Source organism: Acinetobacter higginsii (assembly GCF_000369525.1).
Classification (GTDB): Bacteria; Pseudomonadota; Gammaproteobacteria; order Pseudomonadales; family Moraxellaceae; genus Acinetobacter; species Acinetobacter higginsii.
This window is the reverse complement of record NZ_KB850072.1, coordinates 257,728-280,094: the sequence shown is the minus strand read 5'-3', so window position 1 is coordinate 280,094 and position 22,367 is coordinate 257,728. Positions and strand designations below refer to the sequence as shown.

Genomic DNA, 22,367 nt, shown 5'->3' with positions numbered 1-22,367 from the left:
ATAAATGAAGGTCAAAAATGTAGAAAAAGTCACATTCCAACAGGAAAGCAGATTTATCTGAAAACTTAATTGCACTAAAAAACATCAATAAAAGCACTATTTATAAGCACAACCTATTTTCAACGCTACGGATATTTTTCGATTGCTTCGCCGCGATAAATCATTATTTGCTATACTAAGCTCCCTGTTTTTTTGCTTCATCTTCGATACATGTCCCCAACTGCACAACATGCGCTTATTGTCCAAATTGACCAACTGTTACCACAAACACAATGTGGTTTATGCGGGCATCGTGATGGCTGCTTACCTTATGCAAAATCGATTGCAGAGGGTGAGGAAGCCAATAAATGTGTGCCTGGTGGACAACCTGTTGCAGATGCACTGGCAGCCTTGTTAGAACGCCCGCAACTCAAAGCTGAACCCAGCGTTTGGGATATTCAACTGGATGGTCGACCACAACGGATCAAAGCTGTGATTCGTGAAGATGAATGTATTGGCTGTACCAAATGTATTAGTGCCTGCCCTGTCGATGCGATTATTGGTAGTGGAAAATTAATGCACAGTATTTTGACTGACCTGTGTACGGGTTGTGAGTTATGCATTCCACCTTGTCCAGTCGACTGCATTGATCTGGTTGAAGATACCCAACCTTTACCCACCACAACGCAACGTACGGCTGAACAGGATGATTTAAGACATCGTTATTACGCGCATATCCAACGTGAAGAAAAACGTCGCTTGAGCCGTAAAGGGCCAATTGTACGTGCTGAAATTGATGTGGAGTTTTTCGCCCAATTTTCTCAGGCGCTCAATAATGTCCCCGTGATAACCTTGGCGGATAAGCCGAAAGAAAACACCACACTCGATGCGAAAACAACAATCGAACTTGCAAAAGTACGCACCCAGATTAAAAAACTTGAAAAACAACTCAGTGTTCGTGCTGATGAATCAAAGCAAGCCCAATTAATTGCTTTACAACAACGTCTAACTGAGTTGCAGGAGGTCTAAATGTCCGTAAAAAATATGACTAAAAAGCAGATCCAGACCTTTTTTGAACGTTTACGTGAACAGAGACCACATCCTCAGACCGAGCTGAACTATTCCTCTCCTTTTGAGCTACTGATTGCAGTATTGCTGTCTGCTCAAGCAACTGATGTCAGCGTCAACAAAGCCACGGATAAACTCTATCCTGATGCCAATACCGCTCAAGCCATTTTAGACCTCGGAATTGATGGTTTAAAATCATATATCAAGACCATTGGCTTATATAATTCTAAAGCTGAAAACGTGATTAAAACCTGCCGAATTTTGGTGGATCAATATCAAGGTCAAATTCCAGAAACACGTAAAGAATTGGAAGCCCTCCCCGGTGTAGGACGTAAAACGGCGAACGTGGTACTGAATACTGCTTTTGGTCAGCCGACCATGGCCGTTGATACGCACATTTTTCGTGTCGGTAACCGCACTGGTTTAGCTGTTGGAAAAAATGTTTTAGAAGTAGAAGATCGCTTGATTAAAGTAATTCCGAAAGAATTTATTATTGATGCCCATCACTGGCTGATCTTACATGGTCGTTATTGCTGTATCGCACGTAAACCGAAATGTGGTGAATGTATCGTTGCAGATGTCTGTAACTGGCCAGATCGGTTTGAATTTGGTGCAAGCAAACCAATCGCAATAAAAAACCTCAGTTAATCCTGAGGTTTTTTTTGCTGTTGCAGTTTTGGATGTAATTGGCGAGCTTTACCATTTTTTCTATTTTCCAAGGCTTGTTGCTGTTGCACATGACGCAGCATTTTCTGACTTTGGTACAAAAGAAATAACAGTAAAACGATGCTGAAAATGACCACTAAAATCAAAACAACTTTTAGCATGAGCTTCCTCCAAATAAAAAGAGCTCTGTATTCAGAGCTCTTTTAAAATCTGCAACTTAAATTATTTATCTAAGATTGCAAATAAATCAGCTTGAACGTTTTCGATGGCACGTAAACCATCTAGCTTGTCATAAGTTGGTGCATTTTCACCAGAAGCAGCACGACCTTGATAGAAACCAACCAATTGCTCAGTTTCGCTATGGTAAGACCCAAGACGCTTACGAATCGTTTCTTCTTGGTCATCTGGGCGTTGCACTAGGTCTTCACCTGTTTCATCATCTTTACCTTCCACTTTTGGTGGATTGTAAACAATGTGATAAACACGACCCGATGCAGGGTGCTGACGACGACCAGAAAGACGTTGCACGATTTCTTCGTCAGGTACAGCAATCTCAATCACGTGATCAATGCTAATTCCAGCTGTTTCTAATGCTTCAGCTTGTGGAATTGTGCGCGGGAAACCGTCAAAGATACAACCATTTTCACAGTCAGGCTGAGCAATACGTTCTTTAACCAAGCCAATAATCAGTTCATCAGAGACTAAACCGCCTGATTCCATGACGCTTTTCGCTTTTAAGCCAAGTTCAGTACCTTCACGAATTGCAGCACGGAGCATATCACCGGTTGAAATTTGTGGGATATTGTAGCGCTTACAGATCAACTGAGCTTGAGTACCTTTGCCTGCCCCAGGTGGTCCGAGTAAAATAATGCGCATAAAAGAACATCCTCATTTAAAAACAATAAATCTTAAATTGAGCAATATCATACAGACTTATCACTCAACCAACATCAAATTAATTATAAGAAAGCAACAAATAAGTGAATTAAACCAGCAAAGAAACCAGTCACCCCACCGAGTACAATTAAGATCCACTCATCTTCTTGGAACGCAGGACGCAATAAGTTTTGGAACTCTTTCGGTGTTAGTTCACGGATGCGGTCTCTAAACATTTGAAAGATCTTCTGCGCACGACTTGCATTCAAAGCTGGGTCACATACTGGTCCCATGGTAATTTCAATTGAGCGATCAATCAAGTCGGTCTTGAGTCTAGCATATTCTCTTGGCCCTAATGAAAGCTGCAATGAGGTTCTGACCAGTGGAGTTTCCATAATTTCATTGATATGACGCTTGACAATACGACGAGTTTTGTCTTTTCTACTACCATACATCATTTCAGTCATGATGGACTTTAAGGTAATTAAATCTTCAGTCACTACACTGGCAAATACATCGGAAACCTCTTCCTGACGCTTCATAAATGCGCCTTGAACGTTGTAAGTACCAATCTTTAACACAGGCACAATCCAAGGAAATTTGCGGTCTTTGGTCAGACGAAAAATCTGCGGATAACGAATATAGTGTGGTTCAATCGGATTGAAGACCATCCAGATCGCAATCCAGTTGGTTAAAAAGCCCCAGATTGCTGCCCAAAACGGAACCGTCCAGTGCCATGGCACTACAAACCAAACGATCATTTGGAATATACCAAAGAACATCCCTATTAATGCACTGATATGCCAAATAAAATTAATTTCTTTCTGACCCACTTTCAGGAACATGCGTACCATTAAACGGCGGTCACCTTCCATTTGGCTCACCACCATTTCACGCATGTCCACCAGTGACTCAACGTTCATGGTCAGCTCAGTCACAAGTTCCCTAAGTGTCGTGGGTAACTGTTTATGTGCTTGCGCGTAGATACGACGCTTAATCGAATAAGGTAGGTTTTCCCAAAGTACAGCATTACGATCAATCATCACTTCATCAATCAGATGCTCAAGCTCAAACCCTACCTGCTCACCGATGATCATCGCCATATCTTCTGGATCCATTGCTTCTAAAAACTCTCGCAATGAACCCAATTTAGATAGCGTGTTATCAGTGATGATGCCTGAAATACGTCCAGCTTTACGTGGCACAATTCCTTGCCAACCGACAGGTAATGGTCCTAAATGGAAGCCCCAAAAGTTGATTGGGTAAAATACCATTTTCAATGCCATCCATACGTGTGCCCATGTTACAAAGGCGGTCACAGGGATGATACTCAAGACTGCCAGATGGTCAGGTCGATTTAGGAAAATCTGCCACAATTCATTGACGTAATCAAACATGCATGACTCTCTGAATTATTGATACATGATGGCCTATAAAAGGATGAACGTTAATTTCCTCTTACAAACCAAAACTTAAGGTATAAGAAAACTGAAGGACAGGTTCTGATTTTTTCACAGTATTGCCATTCCCATCTTCTATTTTTTCGCGTACTCCTGCGCCTACACTGAATGTGCTGATACGCTCACTATTCAACCAGACATAAGCAAGATCGGCACCAACACCCAAGTTGCCCTTTTGTTTACCCCCATAGTTCTTACTGTCTAAATGTCCTGCATAGACACCAAGGTAATAACCATTTTTATCGGTACCAGTTAAGTAGTACGGGTAACGGAATCCAATTTGTCCACCGGGTTCATTGTCATCATTTAAAAATGCACCCGCTTTGGCGTAGGCAATCCCATACGGATTTACCCATTCAAGGTTGGCATGTAATAATTTCTTAGTAAAACCTGCACCTACATTCCACGTTGAAACGTTTGCATCTTTTAATTTAGGCTCAGGCTTAAACGGATTTTCGTCAGCATGGGCAAAACCAGTAAGTGTTAAAACCGATAATAAAAGGCAAATTTTTCTCATTATTTTCTCCATTTTCCCTAAGAGTGTATTGGAAAATCCTATTTCAAACTGTTTGTGACTTTAACAGAATTATTTTGCTTCTAATATACAAGACCATACAATTTTAATGTCTGCAAAGTCAAAAGCTGTCGCAGCATCATTTGCATGATTTGTTGAAAATTCTACAGTATGATCATGCAACTTACGTTAAAATGCGTAGCCTTTGTATTCTCTCCATCTTGTAATTAAGTCGACACCCTATGAAACAGCACTTTCCTTTAAAAAATATGCAACAAGAAAAGCGCATTTATAAGGGTCGAATCTTTTTTGCAATCTTTGTCGTGGCGATTTTTCTACTTTTATTGATCTGTCGTTATGCATATTTACAGATCGTTCATTACGATGATTTTACAACGGCATCAGATAAGAACCGTATTCGCTTACAGCCATTAGCACCCGCTCGTGGCTACATCTACGATCGTAACGGCGTGCTATTAGCAGATAACTATCCAGTTTTCACTGCAACACTGAGTCGTGCCGATGTCAGCGATATTGATGACACCATTACCCGTCTCATTCCAATTCTGGGCTTGACCCAAGATGATGTTGACCGCTTTAAAAGCCGTGTCAAAACTGCACGTAAAACTGAACGCCTTGCGATCAAATTGAATTTGACTGAAACCGATATTGCCAAATTCAGTGAAGTGAAATATGCCTTTCCTGGGGTCAAAATTGAAACCCAAATGACCCGCTACTATCCACATGGTGAATTGTTTGCGCATGTGATTGGTTATGTGGGGCGTATCAATGATAAAGAACTCAAGTCTATTGATAAGGATTTATATGCGGGTACCAACCTGATTGGTAAAATTGGGGTCGAAAAAAGCTATGAAGACCTGTTGCATGGTATTCCTGGCTATGAATCTGTTGAAGCCGATGCACACGGCAATGTACTACGTAATTTAGGTCGCCAAAATCCAGCGCGTGGTAATGATCTGTATTTATCACTTGATTACGGTTTACAAACTATTGCCGCAAAACAATTGGCAGATCGCCGTGGTGCAATTGTAGCCATGGACCCACGTACAGGTGAAATCCTCGCATTGGTCTCCAGCCCAAGTTTTAATCCAAACCTCTTCGTGACAGGAATTAGTTCCAAAGACTATAGTGGACTGCGTGACAACCTCGATCAACCGCTTTATAACCGTGCGGTTCAGGGGGCATATCCACCAGGTTCAACCATTAAACCAATGTTTGGTTTAGGTGGTATTCATTATGGTCTCGTCGATTGGAGCACTGCAATTTCCGATCCAGGTTATTTCTCATTGCCTGGTGACAGTCACCGCTTCCGTGACCATAAAAAAACGGGTCATGGTTCAGTGAACATGCATAAAGCTCAAATTGTGTCCTGCGATACCTATTTCTATGTCCTGTCCTATCGCATGGGCATTGAGAAAATGAATGACTGGATGCGCCAATTTGGCTTTGGTGAAAAAACTGGAGTTGATTTACCAAGTGAAAGCACAGGTCTCTACCCGAGTCCTGAATGGAAAATGCGAACGCGTAAATCCAAATGGCTAAAAGGTGAAACCATTTCAGTCAGTATCGGGCAAGGGGCATTTACCTCTACACCTTTACAACTTGCTATGGCAACTGCGATCACAGCCAATAAAGGTTCACATGTCACACCACATGTACTCAGAGAAACCAAAGGTGCCAAAAAATTTAGTGTCCATAACGCGCCTGATGGCAAAATTAATTTCAATGGTACAGAACAAGATTGGATCAACATGCATGATGCAATGGTGGATGTGATTCAATCTGGTACAGGTCGTGGTATTAAAGGTGGTTTGCAATATTCAATCGCAGGTAAAACAGGGACAGCCCAAGTCAAGAGTATTGCTCAAGGTAAACGTTATAACGAAGCAGCACTTTCATCTCGACAATGGGACCATGGCTTATTCGTTGGTTTTGCGCCTGCCGATAATCCTGAAATTGCCATTGCCGTGGTTTGGGAAAATGGTAAACATGGCGGTTCAGCTGCCCAACTAGCACGTCCAATCTTTGACTATTGGCTGGTGACACGTAAAAAGAATCCACTTCGTCCAGCTAGCCATCAAGTCAGTGGAGGCTTAATGACTGCGGGAATTAAACCAGGTGAACTACCAAGCAGCAGTGTTGCAACCACGGCAACACAGAATGGCCAAGCAGCATCTACACCCGTCGCTTCATCCGCTCCAGCTTCTACACCTGTTGCACCAGCAACAGGTGCTCAACCTACGGATGGAGTGACTGAATAATGAAAAATCAATTACGTATCATCGGTGGTAACTGGAAACGCCGTACTTTACCCTTTGCCAGTATTGATGGTTTACGTCCAACACCAGATCGTGTCCGTGAAACACTATTCAACTGGTTGATGTGGGATATTCAAAACGCACAGGTTTTAGACTTGTGCAGTGGCTCTGGTGCATTAGGTTTCGAAGCGCTTTCTCGTGGAGCTGCAAAAGTCGTAATGATTGAACCGAATCCAACACAAGCCAAAGTCTTAAAAGACAATATTCAACTGCTAAAAGCGGAAAATTGCCAACTGCATGTTGCAACGGCACAGCAAGCTTTAAAAAAATTAAACGCAAGTTTTGATGTGGTGTTTCTTGATCCGCCCTATAGTCTAGATTTATGGCAAGAGTTAGCTGAGCTGGCTAACCCAATGATTGCAAACCATGCTTATATTTATGTAGAAGCAGATCGAGATTTAGCTCAACTCACCCTACCGCCTACTTGGCAGAAAATAAAAGAAACCAAAGCAGGTATGGTCAGAGCCGGTTTATATCAAAAAGTCAGTTAAAAAATCCGTAACCAGAAAAATCGAATCAATTGCCCTCGGTCAAAGGGAAAACTGGAAAGATATTCATAGCCAATTCGATTGGTCTGGTTCAACTGATACATCATGCCATAACCGACTGAAATCGAAAAATCATCCAGTGACAGGCTAGTGGTATCGCCTGTCAACATCTTATGGTTAAACTGATTGGTTTGATAAGCCGTATAGTTATAGACACGCCAACGTTCATTTTGAAAAAATTGGTTATGCAAAACTGAATATGCTGTTTTCATTTCAGGATAAGCAGCATCAAACATATGTTCTGTATCTTCGCTCGGCTCTGCAAAAAAATCATAATCATCCGCATAAGCTCCAGCAGAGAGACCAATCAAAAAACAGAATAAAAAAGGGTGCTTAATGTACATAACAAGATGTGTTGATGACTTTCCTATTTAGCATACCGCTAAAAATCATTTTTTATCAATCAATTGAATGTTTTTATCTACTATTTACAAACTGCTGTTTAAAATAACCACTCCATACGGCGACCATCTGGAATTATATGGGGACTCCCCCTTCAAAGCTCGTTTCCTTGATTACCTGCAGCGCTATAAATTATAGGGTACACAGGCATCAACAATCACACAGCCGCGCTTTTCTTATTTTCATTTTACATCCAGTCTATTTAACTTTTGTACAATTAGATATGCAGAGTAAAAAAATATTAATTTTTATCGTGTTAGACATAAATAATTAATTTATAAAATTCACCTTATATACAATAATAGCACCTTTAAAATTCTACTCTATCGATCATGAAGCTTTTGTACTTGCTCATTGCCACCGTGAGCTTAACCGGTTGTATCTTTGGGAAATCAAGCGAAGTAAAACGCGCTGAAAAAGTCCTACAGAGTTTTCAATGTAACAATATTGAATCCAATGAGTTAGCAACTTCTTCTATTTCAAATTTTTATCAACAATCACTGGCGGCGAATAAAGACAAAGCAGCATCTTATATTGAACAATATAAGAATGGTGAAGATCTCTTTGACATTCCGCTCGATGAAGTTGTACAACAAAAATATCAATTATATAAGCAAGCATGTCAGGCACTCGGTGGCGTCTCTACAGCCAAAGGAACAATTGCAGTAAAGGCCACTGAGTAACAGCAATAAAACTTGCCTGACTGTATTTAGGATACAGTATGATCGAACAACAACTGAGTTTAAAACATTATATTGCACTGGCGATTGTGCTTCTGGTGGTTGCAATTGCAAGTATTCAACCGCTTGAGTTTGAGGCTTATCTACTACACCAAGCGGGTACCGTGTTGATGCTCATCGCCCTCATCGTCACGATGAAAAAGATTGGCATCAGTTTTTATAGTTTTTGCCTCTATCTGGGCTTTCTTTTGATCCATATCTTAGGGGCACACTACCTCTACTCTTATGTGCCTTATAATGAATGGATTGAAAGCCTTTTTCACTTTGACTTAAATCAAACCATGGGTTGGTCACGTAATATGTATGATCGACTGGTGCATTTTGCTTACGGTCTATTACTCTATCCTTTTTTCTATCGCTGTTTTCAAGTCTGGTTACCAACTGCCAAACCTTTGACCCTATTTCTGCTGGTTATCCAGTTTGTCATGGCATCGAGCATGTTTTATGAACTGATCGAATGGTGGATCGCCATTGGTTTATCACCTGAAGATGCTGAAAACTATAATGGCCAACAAGGCGACGTGTGGGATGCCCACAAAGATATGTTCCTTGCAACCATCGGAGCACTGCTAATCGGTATTATTCAACTGCTCAAACAAAAAACGCCTATTCAAAAATAGGCGCTATTCTCAATATGAATACCAATTAAATAATAGAATGTTGCAATACCGTAAGCTGGTCTAAAGGATCGGCTTTAATGGTCTGAGCATAATCCAGATTTGTTAAATCAGCGTTTGCTGAATGACTGATTGTAGGAGATGAGTTTTGCCCTGTAAGCAATTGGTTCAAAACCTCATCCAACTGATTTGATGTTGGTTCTGGAGAAGATAATAAGCTGCTTAAGCCCAATTTTTCAGTGTTGGTCGATTCAGAAACAGGTTCAGCTTGCTGGGTTTGCAAGGCTTCCAAATCAACCGTATCTGCCAAAGATGCTTTCGCTACAGCAGGTGCAAGCACATTAAAACTAAATGCATCACTCGTCTCACTAATATTCCCTGCTGCATCAGTCAGGGTTAAGGTGATTTTATGCGCCCCTACACTCAAATCCTGCTTAACTTCAAAACTCCATCTGCCATTATCCCCGACTGTTACCGTACCAATCGGTTGACCATTGTCATAAATCGTCAGGACGGCTTTTGCTTCGCCCACACCTGCCAAAGTCGGTTTGCTATCATCGGTATCACCTCCCGCAGCGATCGCCCCTTTTACTGCACCGACATCATCCATGACCGTTTGCAAAATAGGTTTATTGGGCGCAATGGTATCTTTTGTCCCGACCACATCGGAAGCTTCGGAACGGTTCCCTGCAGCATCAATGATATAGACTTTACCTACATTTTTATCGGTTAAAGCTGATGAAAGTGTAATGCTAAATTTTCCATCCGCACCAACAGTACCTGAACCATACAGCGTTTTCCCATCTGCACTTCTAATTTCAATTTTACTATTTGCTTCCGCTGTCCCTACCACCGAATCACCTGCTGCATTGATTTCAGCAACCGCTTTATCTGGCGCAATAGTGTCCTTTCCAGCAGTAATCTCAAGTGGCTTGGACTGGTTGCCAGCAGCATCTTCTACAATGATGGTTGCCTTTTTATCTGTGGCTAATGCGGGTGAAAGTGTAATCTGAAATTTACCCTGCGCATCTGTGACTCCACTGCCAATGATTTTTCCATCCGCATCTTTGATCTGTACCTTGCTATTCGCCTCTGCTCGACCTTGAATTGAGGAACCTTCCTTATTTACATCCACAAAAGGTTGATCAGGAGGCAAAGTATCTTTTCCGGCAATCACTTTAGAAGGTGTCGATTTGTTTCCTGCAGCATCTTCGGCAACCACTGTTCCGCCTTTGTCACTGGTTAATACAGGTGAAACTTTTATCGAATACAGTCCTTCTTTATTCGCAATCACGGTACCTAATAGTTTTCCATCAGCATCATAAATCGAGACTTTTGCATTGGCTTCTGCCTTGCCAGTAACAATTGTGCCATCTGCATTAAGTTGTGCTGTCGGCGCATCTGGTGCAATGGTATCTTTATTTCCCGTCACGACAGCTGCTTTAGAGGCATTGCCAGAACTATCGATCGCGGTCACGCTGACCTTGCCACCATTCACCAAAGGCTGATCCAGCTTAATCGTGTAATTTCCTTCGGCATCGGCTTGAGTCGTAGCAATCACTTTCCCCGCAGCATCCTTAATTTCGATTTTGGCCTTAGCTTCGGTTTTACCCGTAATGGTTTGTGTATCTGTACCCAAATTCGCTGTCGGTGTCCCTGGTGGTGTTATATCAATCGGTTGGTTACTACTTTTATTTTTATCGTCATCATCATCTTTTACTGCCCATAAATACACACCTTCTGCGACTAAAGCAGCCAAACCCACTTTCCATAATTGGGATTTACTAATCGCAGAATCATGATCAACATTTTGAGGCTGAGAAACTGGTGTAGTAACTGCATCAGTATATGCAAATTGGGTCAATGAGGTCGCTGGGGCATAACGAACAAATTTACCCGAATCATCAAACTCTGCGACCGCATAAGTACCATCCACTTTTGCGAGTGCTAGGCTGTGTTCGGTTAGATTTTCATTACTATAAAAACCACTAACAACAATCTTTTCACCATTTTTTAGTGTAATGACAAGATCATTACCTTGCTTGATAATTGATTTAATATCTGCTTGATTTACACCAATCTGTACGATCGAAGGCTGGTCTAAAACCACACTTTTTAGTTGTGCATCTTGTAGGATATTCGAGTTTTTCTTTGAAAAAACAACAACTCTTGTCATTATTATGCTCACTTATCAATTATATTTTTAAATAATTCTTCGATTAATGAATAATTAAGTAATTCATCTTGCAAATAAAATATCAAATGATTGATATGACTACAATCTCTTCGATCAGAAGTTTTGTCATGTTTGTTTAATTCACCAAATATTCAAATCTAGCCAAGTATTTTCATAGAAATCAGCAGTAAGGCACATAAAAAAACCAGCCCTATAGACTGGTTTTTCAAGATCATTTTACAGTTCCAATCATTAAAATTTTGGATCACGCATTTGTACCAATGTGCTATTTGCCTTTGCCAGACTATCGGTAATTTTACTGAGCACAGTCGGAATTAAACTCTCAGCCATTTGTGCAGCTTGCAAACCTAATTTCTCACCAAAAGTTGGACGTTTACGGGTATTAATCACATAAATATCATGCTTTGGTAATAGACTTAATAAATACTCATCTGAAGTTTGCAACTTATCTACCAAGTTCAGTTCACGGGCATCCTCACCATACCAGTGCTCGCCTGTTGCCACTTTTGTAATATCCAGTTGAGGACGATATTTCTCAACAAAATGTTTAAATAAAGAATGGGTTTGCTGCAATTCTTCTTCAAACTTCGCCTTACCTTCTGGTGTATTTTCACCAAACATAGTCACGGTACGCTTGTATTCACCTGCGGTATATAATTCAAAATCAACATTATGTTGTTTTAACAAACGATTGAAGTTTGGCACTTGTGCGACCACACCAATCGAACCAACCACAGCAAACGGCGCAGAGATAATTTCGCTGGCAATACATGCCATCATATAACCACCACTGGCTGCAACCTTATCTACACAGATGGTGACGTGAAAGCCTGCATCACGTAAACGCACCAATTGAGCTGCTGCAAGACCATAGCCATGCACCATTCCACCAGGACTTTCCAAGCGAACAACAACACGGTCATGCCCTGCTTTGGCAGTCGCTAAAATCAGGGTAATTTCTTCACGAATAGTATCTACGGCAGAAGCTTGGACATCCCCTTTAAAGTCGAGGACATAGATTTTTTGATCATTCTTTTTGCGGATCTTGGCTTCTTTGGAAAGTTGTTGAACAAGTTGTAATAACTCCAAACGAGATGCTGTCGTTTGCGCAATTCTTTTTCTTTGTTCATTCACACGCGCATTTAAATGACTAATACGAATTTCAGCAGGAAACTTAGGTAAATGGAATAACATGAAGTATGTGCTCTATAAGTTCGGCGTTATTGTTCTAAGATGTGGTCTGCTCAATAAAAATTCAATAGCGATTTTGCAAAATAGATTCATTTTCATTTATATATAAAAAAAGAGTCCGAAGACCCTTTTTTATATAACCCTAAAAAATTAACCAAAACGCCCTGTAATATAAGCTTCAGTCAATTGATGATCAGGCTGAGTAAACACTTTTTCAGTCGAGTTCACTTCAATCAGGTCACCCAAATGGAAGTAAGCTGTACGGTCAGAGACACGCGCCGCTTGTTGCATAGAGTGGGTGACGATCGCAATGGTGAATTGTTCTGACAATTCTGAGATCAATTCTTCAATTTTTGCGGTCGCAATTGGATCGAGTGCCGAACATGGTTCATCCATCAAAATCACTTCTGGACTCACCGCAATGGTACGTGCAATACATAAACGCTGTTGCTGACCACCTGATAAACCAGTGCCTGGCTGACTCAAACGATCTTTGACTTCATCCCATAAGCCCGCTTTACGTAAACTGTTTTCCACGATTTCTTCTAAATCATATTTATCACGTGCCAGACCATGTAGTTTCGGGCCATAAGCAACATTGTCAAAAATTGATTTTGGGAATGGGTTTGGCTTTTGGAACACCATGCCTACTTGCGCACGCAATAACACCACATCAAGGTTTGGATCATAGATATCTTGATCATCCAAAGTCACCTTACCTGTCACACGGCAGCTATCAATCGTGTCATTCATACGGTTTAAAGTCCGTAAGAACGTTGATTTACCACAACCCGATGGGCCAATAAATGCAATCACCTCATTCTGGTAAACATCAAGGTCGATGCCTTTGATCGCCTCAGCGTCACCATAATAAACATGAACATCTTTGGTACTGATTTTCACTTCGCTCGTTTTTGGCTTTTTATTTGAAGAAGCCGTTTCAAACTGAGAGACAAATGCAGTATTTGATTGCTGAACTTGCGCTTCAGGTGACGTAAATTCTTTTTGCTGTGGATTCACTGATTTATCCTTTTCTACGGCGTTCATAATATCAATCGTATTCATTGTACTCTCCTCAATTACCAACGCACTTCAAATTTCTTACGGAGCCAAATGGCAAGGCTATTCAAACCAATCATTAACGCTAGTAAAACAATAATCGCTGCTGCAGTACGTCCTTCGAAGAAGTTACGTAATTCATTACCTTGCCATAAATACACTTGTACTGGCAATGCGGTTGCTTGATCGAGTGGTGTTGTCGGCACGCTTGCAACGAAAGCACTCATTCCGATTAAAAGTAATGGCGCAGTTTCACCCAGTGCATGTGCAACCCCAATGATCGCACCTGTCATAATGCCCGGTAACGCCAGCGGCAATACGTGATGAAAAATGGTTTGTACTTTCGACGCGCCTAGACCCAACGCGGCTTGACGAATCGAAGGCGGCACTGCTTTTAACGATGCACGTGTCGTGATAATCACGGTTGGTAAAGTCATTAAGCTCAGAACCAAACCACCGACCAGTGGTGCTGATAATGGCAATTGCATCCAGCCAATAAAGATAGCTGCACCGAGTAAACCAAATACAATTGAAGGAACCGCAGCCAAGTTATTAATGTTGACTTCAATAATGTCCGTCATCATGTTCTTTGGTGCAAACTCTTCAAGATAAATTGCACTCGCAACACCAATTGGAATCGAGATCACAATCACGATCATCATCATGAATAATGAACCCATGAATGCGCCGGCTAAACCACTTGTTGCAGGTGAACTACGAGAATCTGGACTAAAGAACAAGTTAGTATTGAAGGTACTTTTAATAATTCCTTCTGCTTTTAACTGATCTGCCAGTTGACGAACTTCTGGTTCAAGTTGTTGCTGATCATCTGGCAAACTACGGTCAATATTACCTGCTAACCATACATCTATATTGGCATCCGCTAAGAATTTGATCTCTTCTTTGCTTCCAATCAGTGCAGGGTTTTTAAGCACCATATCACGCAAACGGTATGCTTCAGAACTGGTATATAAACTGCTTAGATAATCACGTTGAGACTCTAATGCTTTATTTTTGGCAACGATGCCATTTACGATCAAGGCATCCCAATCCACCATCCCCATTTCAGTTTGCCAAGCGACCATGCGCTCTTCAAAGTGAGCTGGGGCTTCACCAACTGTTTGTTTTGGCTTCGCCCCAACATTAATGATCGCTGGATCAAAATAAACAGGAACTGTAATACTGCTTTGCCAAAAAGCAGGCAGACCTTTCGCCAAGATGCTACCAAATAGTAAGGCAACAAATGCCAGCGCGATCACAACCGCCGAGATACCGGCAAAGCGAAAGGTTTTTTCTTTCCGATGACGCTTAGCCAAAGAACTTTGGATCTTTCTTTTACGCTGCTCACGTTGTTCAGCAGCTACTTGAGGATCCAATAGGTTCGGATCCAGAGGAGATGTATTTGATGAACTCATTCGTATTGCTCACGATATTTACGCACGATGTACAGTGCAATAATGTTTAGACCCAAAGTAATCACAAACAGCGTTAAACCAAGGGCAAATGCCACCAGTGCTTGCGGGCTGGCAAAGTCAGTATCCCCCGTTAATTGCTTCACAATCGTGACGGTTACGGTTGAAACTGCTTCAAATGGATTTGCATGCAACAATGGACTGTTTCCTGCTGCAAGCACCACAATCATGGTCTCACCCACGGCACGGGATACGGCAAGTAAAAATGCCCCTGTAATCCCTGGTAGGGCAGCTGGTAGAACGACTTGACGAATCGTTTCTGATTTCGTTGCACCTAAACCCAAAGAACCATCACGTAATGCGCGAGGTACCTGAGTAATGATGTCATCGGATAATGAGGAGACGAATGGGATAATCATAATCCCCATTACAAAACCTGCGGTGAGTGCGCTGGTCGCATTAATATTGATGCCAACACTCTCACCCACCATTTTGAAGAATGGGCCAATCACCATTAAAGCGAATACGCCATAAACGATGGTTGGAATCCCTGCCAAAACCTCAATCGCAGGTTTTGCCCAAGAACGCAACCTTGGCGATGCATATTCAGCCAGATAAATCGCAACCAACAAGCCAATCGGTACCGCAACCAATAATGCGATACCACTGACCATCAAGGTTCCCCAAATCAGCGGTAAGATACCGTAACTGCCTTCTGCATTTCCTGAGGTGCTAAAACCTGGATTCCATTCAGTACCAAAGAAGAAATCAACTGGACTCACAAAATGGAAAAAGTGTAACGCTTCTCTCAACATCGATAAAACAATACCGATTGTTGTCAGGATTGCGACACCAGAACACAGAATCAATGCAACATTAATGGTTTTTTCGACTTGGTTACGTGCACGGAATTGTTGGCTCACATGACGCTTTGCCCACACTAAACCAGCCAGTCCAGCACTAATCACCACTGCAAGTTTTGCAAATGAGCCAATGGTCTGGAATTTAGCAAGTTGTTGCGCTGCTGCAACTTCATATGCTGCTGGCTGATCTGTTACCCCGAAACCAGAAGCAATGGCTTGCACTCGACTGGTTAAAACATCACGACCTGCCGCATCTAAGGTCGAACTTACAGATGCAGGAATATTATTAAAAATAATATGCTGTAAAATACTTGGTTCAACCAAGTTCCAAATAATCAAAATTAAAAAAGCAGGAATACCACACCACAAAGCAACCAATGCCCCATAATATCCTGGACGAGAATGTAGTGTTGCTGAGTTATTTCCCTTACCTGCTAGGTTACGGCTTTTACTCAGCCCGATTTGATATGCAATTGCCACAAGGGCTAATAACACACCGATAAGTAGCAGATTCATGTAATCTCCACTGTTTTCTCAATTTTCATGATTTGAAAAAACTTAGCTAGACAAAAAGGCTGATGATCCAACGTCTCACCAGCCTCCCTTTTAACAATATTACTTAACTGATTTACCAGCTTTGAAATCAGCTAGGATTTTTGCGCGCTCTTTGTCGCTTAAAGGAATCAAGCCCGCTTTTTCTAATTTAGAACCTTTACCAGAAATTTTCTTGTTTAAGAAGAATTCTGTGTATTGCGGTAAGCCTTTGATTGATTTCAAGTGCTCGCCTTTCACGTAGAAGAACAATGGACGCGAAACAAGGTAGCTACCATCTAGTACAGTTTTCTCAGATGGAGTCACGCCATTTACAGTCGCTACACGTAATTTATCACGGTTTGAATCATAGAAACCTAGACCAAATACACCGACTGCATTTGGAGAAGTTTTCAAGCGAGCTAGAGTTTCAGTATAGTCACCCGCAATTTCAATCACACGACCATCTTTACGGAAGGTTGAACATGCTTTCTTTTGATCGTCTTTACTTAAAGCTTTGTAGTAATCAAATGCTTCACAACCAGCATCAACCATTTTCTCTTGGAAAACTTCACGCGTACCGTGGTTAGATGCAGGAATAACTAAAGTGATCGGCTCATTTGGTAATGATTTATCAATTTGGTTCCAAGTTGTATATGGGTTTGGAACTAATTTACCATTTGAAGGAAGCTGTGCAGATAATGCAGTGAATACATGGATTGGTTTTAATTTATACGCTGCTTTTTTAACATTTGATGCAAATACGATACCGTCGTAACCCACTTTAATTTCTTGTACTTGGTTTACACCAGATTTTTTACATGCATCAAGCTCTGTGTCTTTAATTTGACGAGAAGCATTTGCGATGTCGATGGTGTTATCACCTACACCTTGGCAGAATTGCTTCAAACCACCGCCCGTACCACCTGAACCAACAACCGGTGCTTTGAACTGTGGGAATGTGTTGCCAAACTCTTCAGCAACAATACTTGCAAACGGTAATACAGTAGATGAACCAGCAATTTGAATCGTATCACGAGCTGCATTCGCAGTCGTTGCTACAGTTGCCCCAGATACAGCTAATGCAATTGCGATGTGACGTGGATTTAAGCGCATTCTGTTTTCTCTCATTTATGCAATTTGGTTTACAACTCTTTTTAAGTTAAGTGTTGTACTTTGGTTAACTGCATTTTGAGCAGATAATATGACAATTAAGTGACAACTTTATGACGCTTTTGTGATAGCCATTTCTTAAGCTCAATTTTTAGAAAATTATTGGTCATAAAGTCATATTTTCTGCTTTATTTTTTGCAGCTCGGAACTCGATTACACTCAGAAAATAACGTTTAGATATTGAATTTTATCGGATTTAAAAGAACACTCGCGCATTCAGCTTAACAAAAAGCATCTTGGGCAGAGCAACCAGTTTATATATGTTTTATGACAATTCCCTATCAAAAAGAACAGATACAATGCTAAATCCTGTCATAATTGAAACACAAATGCTGATTCGTAAACCGGCCCACAGCGTTTTTGAAGCATTTATTGATCCAGAAATCACCTCAAAATTTTGGTTTAGTTCGGCAACAGCACCACTTGAACAAGGAAAAACGGTTGAATGGACTTGGGAAAAATACCAAGTTTCGGCAAACGTAAAGGTGACAAAAATCATTACCAATGAATTGATTCAGATTCAATGGGGCGAGCCGAGCAGTACGGTTGATTTTATCTTTGAAGCGATCAATGACGATCAAACCTATCTCAGAATTCAAAATTATAATATCCCCTTACAAGGTGATGAGCTGATTGCCTTTATTATTGATAATACGGGTGGCTTCACCACCGTCGTAGATAGCTTGAAAGCCTATTTAGAGCATGGAATTCAACTCAATCTGGTTCAGGACAAGTTTCCACCCTTCTAGATCAATACAACTTTGATGCAATAAAAAAAAAGGCACCTTACTGTGCCTTTTTTGATTTAAAGATTGGACTGTGCTTCGGGCAGAACCAGCATTTTTTTACGATATTTAAAGATATACATCGCCGCTAAAATCGCCAGCCAGATCGGTCCAAGAATAACAGCCAAACGCATATCAGGGGTCATCGCCATAATAATCAAAATAAAGCAGACAAAGCTGATGGTGAGATAATTACTCCATGGGCTCCAGATGCTTTTAAATTTGGTTTGATGTTGTTTCAGGCGCATTGCTTTATTAAATTTCAAATGGGTGACGGAAATCATTAACCAGTTAATCACCAATGCTGCAACCACCAGCATCATGAATAACTGAAAGGCTTCACCCGGAATTAAATAGTTGACCAACACACATATCGCCGTAACCGAAGCAGAGACAATCGCCGCAGGAACCGGAATTCCACGCGCATTCACTTTTTTCAATATCGCAGGTGCATTGCCCTGTTCGGCCAAGCCATGCAACATACGGCTATTACAATAAATACAACTGTTATAAACAGAAACCGCTGCAATCAACACCACAAAATTGAGGACATTGGCAACTCCATTACTATTCAAAGACTGGAAGATCAACACAAAAGGGCTGCCCCCTTCCGCCACCATATTCCATGGATAAAGACAGAGTAAAATCCCGATTGCACCAATATAGAAAATCAAAATACGGTACACAATCTGATTCACCGCCTTAGGAATAGTGGTTTCAGGATTTTTGGTTTCTGCTGCTGCAATCCCGATCAGTTCAAGTCCACCAAAGGCAAACATGATCACGGCAAGCGCCATAATAAAGCCATGCGTGCCATGTGGAAAAAAGCCACCGTGTTGCCATAAATTGGCAATACCCGCCTGTGGCCCCGCAGAACCTGAAAGCAATAAATAAGCACCAAAACCAATCATACTTAAAATCGCAACAATCTTAATGCAGGAGAACAGAAATTCGGACTCACCAAAGAATCTGACATTGACCAGATTAATGGCATTAATCAGTACAAAGAATACCAAGGCAGTCAGCCATGTGGGCACGTCTGGCCACCAAAATTGAATAAAAGTCCCGATGGCGCTCAGTTCAGCCATACTGACCAACACATACAGCACCCAATAATTCCAGCCCGACATAAAGCCTGCCATGCGGCCCCAGTATTTATTGGCAAAATAACTAAATGAACCACTCACGGGTTCTTCAACCACCATTTCTCCTAAATGGCGCATAATTAAAAACGCAATCACACCGGCAATCGCATAACCTAATAAAATAGAGGGCCCTGCCAGTTTGATGGTTTGCGAAAGACCCAAGAATAATCCTGTCCCAATTGCCCCGCCTAGCGCAATTAACTGAATATGCCGATTGGACAATCCTTGTTTTAACTCATGTTTATTGTTTACATCCATCATGTTATCTCCAATGTGTGTGTCACATCCTGTACACCTTTTATACAGCGTATGATTCGAAGCTCAGCATGAAGCTCCGAATCTGATTCGCTCTCTTATCAATTTATAAAGTTGAAGATTTTCCAATTTCCTTCTGATCAGAAGGAAATTGCTTTTTTACTGGGGAATGCTTGGGAACGTTGTTTTAAGATTTCATAGCCTCGATCGCCATAATCAAAGCGTGCAATCACTGACGCAAATTTTTTCAAACTGGATGGTGCATCCATGGCTGATAGCTTTAATTCGATAAAGGTCAAACCATCGAACTGATGCATATTCTCCAAAACCTGCTTTAACTGCCCTGCGGTTTCTACTACGCAGCTTTTATAGTCTTGGCTACCGTTAAAAACATGTGGAATCTCACTATATTTCCAGTCCTGAACATCGTTATAAGCAGCGTTCTCACCCATAATCAGACGTTCAATGGTATAGCCACCATTATTCAATAAGAAAATAATCGGCTTGAGACCTTGACGGATAATGGTCGAAAGCTCCTGTACGGTGAGCTGGAATGAACCATCACCAATAAACAGGATTTGGCGGCGTTCTGGTGCAGCCAACAAACTACCTAATAAAGCAGGCAAGGTATAACCAATCGAACCCCACAATGGTTGAGCAATATATTTCGCCGTTGCCGGTAGCTTGAGCCCTGCCAAGGCTGAGTTAGAAGTCCCGACTTCACCGATAATCACATCATCATCTTTAAGAAAGCCCGCAATATAACGCCACAAAACATCCTGACTAAGCTTTTGCTGTTCAGGCACCTCAAGTGTCTGTTGTGCTTGCTGCTCCAACATCGGCTGGCTTAACTTCCGTGGTGCAACCTTCTTATTCAGCTCCACCAGAAGTTGTCCAATTTCGATGCCGGGGAAATCCTGTCCAAAAATCGTCAAACCATAAGGTTTGATTTCAATGTAATTTTCAGTGGCAATTTGATGGGTAAACACCCCAGTTCCGACATCAGTAAAACGTACCCCGATGCCCATCAAGCAATCAGACTGCTCAATGGTCTGACGCACATGCGCTTGGCTTGCGCCACCAACATAGGTTCCCACATAACGCGGTGAACCCTCATCCATAATATTTTTAGCGGTCAGCATACTTGCAAAAGGAATCGAGCATTTTTTGGATAAATCATCCAGTAGTGAGGTAATCCCAAAAACAGAGGCTTCATTATCAATCAGCAACGCTGGTCGCTTGGCTTGCGCAATCACCTCACACAGTTTGGTGACTGCGCTTTGTAACAGCTCTGGCTCAACCCTTGGATAAGATAAATCGTGTGAACGATCTGTCACTTCAATTTTGACGTGAGTAATATCCGATGCCAACTGGATATGTACAGGTCGACGTTCAAGGAAACATTGACGTAACACACGGTCAATTTCAGAAGCGGCATTGGCTGGGGTTAGACGGGTCTGTGCAACAGTGAACTCTTTCATGCAATTCATGATGTTGTCGTAGTTACCATCCACCAGAGTGTGATGAACCAGAGTTCCTTTCTGCACCACATGTAAAGGCGGAATCCCTGAAATATGCACCACTGGCACATTCTCAGCATAAGCACCTGCAATACCATTAATCGCACTTAAATCACCGACCCCATAGGTCGTTGTCAAAGCAGCAAAACCATTGATGCGTGCATAACCGTCAGCAGCATATGCCGCATTTAATTCATTACAATTACCAATAAATTCGAGTTGGGCATCCGCCTCAACTTGTTCGAGATAAGAAAGGTTAAAATCACCAGGTACACCAAACAGATGTTGGATACCCATTTGTTTTAGACGAAGATTTAAAAAATCACCGATTTCTATGAACATTGCTCTACATCCTTTCAAGTCAATTTTTTATTCCATAGAAAAATAATATTTCATCTACCTGTTAAATTTCGTGCATAATAAAAACGCATTTTAATAAAAATACAATATTTGTGTATCATAAAAGGATTTTATGCAATGGATAAGTTCGACTGGCAAATCATTCAGGCCCTACAAAAGAATGGACGGCTCACCAATCAGGAAGTTGGAGATTTAATCGGTTTATCGGCTTCACAATGTTCCAGAAGAAGACAGTTACTGGAGCAAAAAGGCGTGATCTTGGGTTATGCCGCCCGCATCCACCAACAGGCTTTAGGCTTGGAGGTCACGGCGATGATCCACATTAACTTACGCATTCACGAGGCCAAGTCACAACAGGCTTTTCAGGACTTAATTGAAGCTGAGGACAATATTCAAGATGCTTTTTCAATTAGCGGCGATGCTGATTTTATTTTAAAAGTCGTCGCAGAAAATCTGGAACAGCTGTCCCAATTCGTGACAGAGCGACTACTGTCTTATGGTTTTATTGGCCATATAAAATCTTACATTGTGTTAAAAAAAATCAAAGAACAGAATCACTTTCTCAGCAAATCTAAGGGCCACAGCTACCATCCAGCCACTTAAACCCCGTTTTAAGCAGCCTCATGCATAAAAAGAAAAAGGCGGATATTAGATCCGCCTTAAAAAT

The 22,367-nt window shown here is 41.4% G+C and carries 21 protein-coding genes; 8 read left to right on the top strand and 13 right to left on the bottom strand.

Annotated elements, in window-relative coordinates:
• Window positions 1–192: 192 nt before the first annotated feature.
• Both F902_RS07335 and nth read left to right on the top strand, forming a co-directional pair.
• On the top strand, window positions 193–1,008 hold the full coding sequence (locus tag F902_RS07335) for an RnfABCDGE type electron transport complex subunit B (protein ID WP_225761804.1): 816 nt from the start codon (window positions 193–195) through the stop codon (window positions 1,006–1,008).
• Window positions 1,009–1,695: an endonuclease III gene (gene nth / locus F902_RS07330; RefSeq protein WP_005202335.1), complete on the top strand. Its 687-nt coding sequence runs from the start codon at window positions 1,009–1,011 to the stop codon at window positions 1,693–1,695. It begins immediately after the preceding gene.
• Here nth and F902_RS07325 read toward each other — a convergent pair.
• From F902_RS07325 to F902_RS07310, 4 genes are all read right to left on the bottom strand, one after another.
• Window positions 1,692–1,874: a hypothetical protein gene (locus F902_RS07325; protein ID WP_004801249.1), complete on the bottom strand. Its 183-nt coding sequence runs from the start codon at window positions 1,872–1,874 to the stop codon at window positions 1,692–1,694. The two genes, nth and F902_RS07325, sit on opposite strands and share 4 nt — an antisense overlap.
• 61 nt (window positions 1,875–1,935) lie before the next feature.
• Window positions 1,936–2,589 (bottom strand): adenylate kinase, encoded by a 654-nt coding sequence (gene adk, locus F902_RS07320; protein ID WP_004801251.1) that lies wholly within the window; start codon window positions 2,587–2,589, stop codon window positions 1,936–1,938.
• A gap of 83 nt (window positions 2,590–2,672) precedes the next feature.
• Window positions 2,673–3,986: a DUF445 domain-containing protein gene (locus tag F902_RS07315; RefSeq protein ID WP_005202334.1), complete on the bottom strand. Its 1,314-nt coding sequence runs from the start codon at window positions 3,984–3,986 to the stop codon at window positions 2,673–2,675.
• 61 nt (window positions 3,987–4,047) lie between these two features.
• Window positions 4,048–4,566 (bottom strand): hypothetical protein, encoded by a 519-nt coding sequence (locus tag F902_RS07310; protein ID WP_004801255.1) that lies wholly within the window; start codon window positions 4,564–4,566, stop codon window positions 4,048–4,050.
• A gap of 239 nt (window positions 4,567–4,805) precedes the next feature.
• Here F902_RS07310 and mrdA point away from each other — a divergent pair, with 239 nt between their 5' ends.
• On the top strand, window positions 4,806–6,845 hold the full coding sequence (mrdA, locus tag F902_RS07305) for a penicillin-binding protein 2 (protein WP_005202332.1): 2,040 nt from the start codon (window positions 4,806–4,808) through the stop codon (window positions 6,843–6,845).
• Window positions 6,845–7,393 carry a 16S rRNA (guanine(966)-N(2))-methyltransferase RsmD gene (gene rsmD / locus F902_RS07300; protein WP_005202330.1) on the top strand — a complete coding sequence of 183 codons (549 nt, stop codon included), beginning with the start codon at window positions 6,845–6,847 and terminating at the stop codon, window positions 7,391–7,393. Before mrdA ends, rsmD begins: the two co-directional genes overlap by 1 nt.
• On the opposite strand, the gene F902_RS07295 is transcribed toward rsmD, so the two are convergent.
• A complete protein-coding gene (locus F902_RS07295; protein ID WP_005202329.1) occupies window positions 7,390–7,794 on the bottom strand; it encodes a hypothetical protein in 405 nt (134 codons plus the stop codon). The two genes, rsmD and F902_RS07295, sit on opposite strands and share 4 nt — an antisense overlap.
• Window positions 7,795–8,184: 390 nt before the next feature.
• Here F902_RS07295 and F902_RS07290 point away from each other — a divergent pair, with 390 nt between their 5' ends.
• Together F902_RS07290 and F902_RS07285 are read left to right on the top strand one after the other, a co-directional pair.
• Entirely contained in the window at window positions 8,185–8,535 is a 351-nt protein-coding gene (locus tag F902_RS07290; protein ID WP_004801268.1) for a hypothetical protein, read from the top strand.
• A gap of 38 nt (window positions 8,536–8,573) precedes the next feature.
• Window positions 8,574–9,212 (top strand): DUF2238 domain-containing protein, encoded by a 639-nt coding sequence (locus tag F902_RS07285; RefSeq protein WP_005202327.1) that lies wholly within the window; start codon window positions 8,574–8,576, stop codon window positions 9,210–9,212.
• Between the two features lie 25 nt (window positions 9,213–9,237).
• On the opposite strand, the gene blp2 is transcribed toward F902_RS07285, so the two are convergent.
• The 6 genes from blp2 to F902_RS07255 form a co-directional block, all read right to left on the bottom strand.
• Window positions 9,238–11,385: an Ig-like repeat protein Blp2 gene (gene blp2, locus F902_RS07280; RefSeq protein ID WP_005202326.1), complete on the bottom strand. Its 2,148-nt coding sequence runs from the start codon at window positions 11,383–11,385 to the stop codon at window positions 9,238–9,240.
• 252 nt (window positions 11,386–11,637) lie between these two features.
• Window positions 11,638–12,600 carry a protease SohB gene (gene sohB / locus F902_RS07275; protein ID WP_005202324.1) on the bottom strand — a complete coding sequence of 321 codons (963 nt, stop codon included), beginning with the start codon at window positions 12,598–12,600 and terminating at the stop codon, window positions 11,638–11,640.
• Between the two features lie 147 nt (window positions 12,601–12,747).
• Window positions 12,748–13,662 carry a phosphate ABC transporter ATP-binding protein PstB gene (gene pstB / locus F902_RS07270; RefSeq protein WP_005202323.1) on the bottom strand — a complete coding sequence of 305 codons (915 nt, stop codon included), beginning with the start codon at window positions 13,660–13,662 and terminating at the stop codon, window positions 12,748–12,750.
• A 14-nt stretch (window positions 13,663–13,676) separates the two neighbouring features.
• Window positions 13,677–15,071 carry a phosphate ABC transporter permease PstA gene (gene pstA / locus F902_RS07265; protein ID WP_005202321.1) on the bottom strand — a complete coding sequence of 465 codons (1,395 nt, stop codon included), beginning with the start codon at window positions 15,069–15,071 and terminating at the stop codon, window positions 13,677–13,679.
• Window positions 15,068–16,447 carry a phosphate ABC transporter permease subunit PstC gene (gene pstC, locus F902_RS07260; protein WP_004652128.1) on the bottom strand — a complete coding sequence of 460 codons (1,380 nt, stop codon included), beginning with the start codon at window positions 16,445–16,447 and terminating at the stop codon, window positions 15,068–15,070. The genes pstA and pstC overlap by 4 nt, the downstream gene beginning before the upstream one ends.
• A 99-nt stretch (window positions 16,448–16,546) precedes the next feature.
• Window positions 16,547–17,578, bottom strand: a complete 1,032-nt coding sequence (locus tag F902_RS07255) for a substrate-binding domain-containing protein (RefSeq protein WP_004801282.1) — start codon at window positions 17,576–17,578, stop codon at window positions 16,547–16,549.
• Window positions 17,579–17,934: 356 nt separating this feature from the next.
• Between F902_RS07255 and F902_RS07250 the strand changes: the two genes are divergently transcribed.
• Complete coding sequence (locus F902_RS07250) at window positions 17,935–18,384, top strand: SRPBCC family protein (RefSeq protein WP_005202319.1); 450 nt, start codon at window positions 17,935–17,937, stop codon at window positions 18,382–18,384.
• 56 nt (window positions 18,385–18,440) lie between these two features.
• On the opposite strand, the gene F902_RS07245 is transcribed toward F902_RS07250, so the two are convergent.
• On the bottom strand, window positions 18,441–19,823 hold the full coding sequence (locus F902_RS07245) for an amino acid permease (protein ID WP_017402412.1): 1,383 nt from the start codon (window positions 19,821–19,823) through the stop codon (window positions 18,441–18,443).
• A gap of 137 nt (window positions 19,824–19,960) precedes the next feature.
• Window positions 19,961–21,682, bottom strand: coding sequence for an alpha-keto acid decarboxylase family protein (locus F902_RS07240; protein WP_005202317.1), 1,722 nt, complete (start codon window positions 21,680–21,682; stop codon window positions 19,961–19,963).
• Between the two features lie 135 nt (window positions 21,683–21,817).
• On the opposite strand from F902_RS07240, the gene F902_RS07235 reads away from it, so the two are divergent.
• A complete protein-coding gene (locus F902_RS07235; protein ID WP_004652123.1) occupies window positions 21,818–22,303 on the top strand; it encodes an Lrp/AsnC family transcriptional regulator in 486 nt (161 codons plus the stop codon).
• Window positions 22,304–22,367 lie beyond the last annotated feature (64 nt).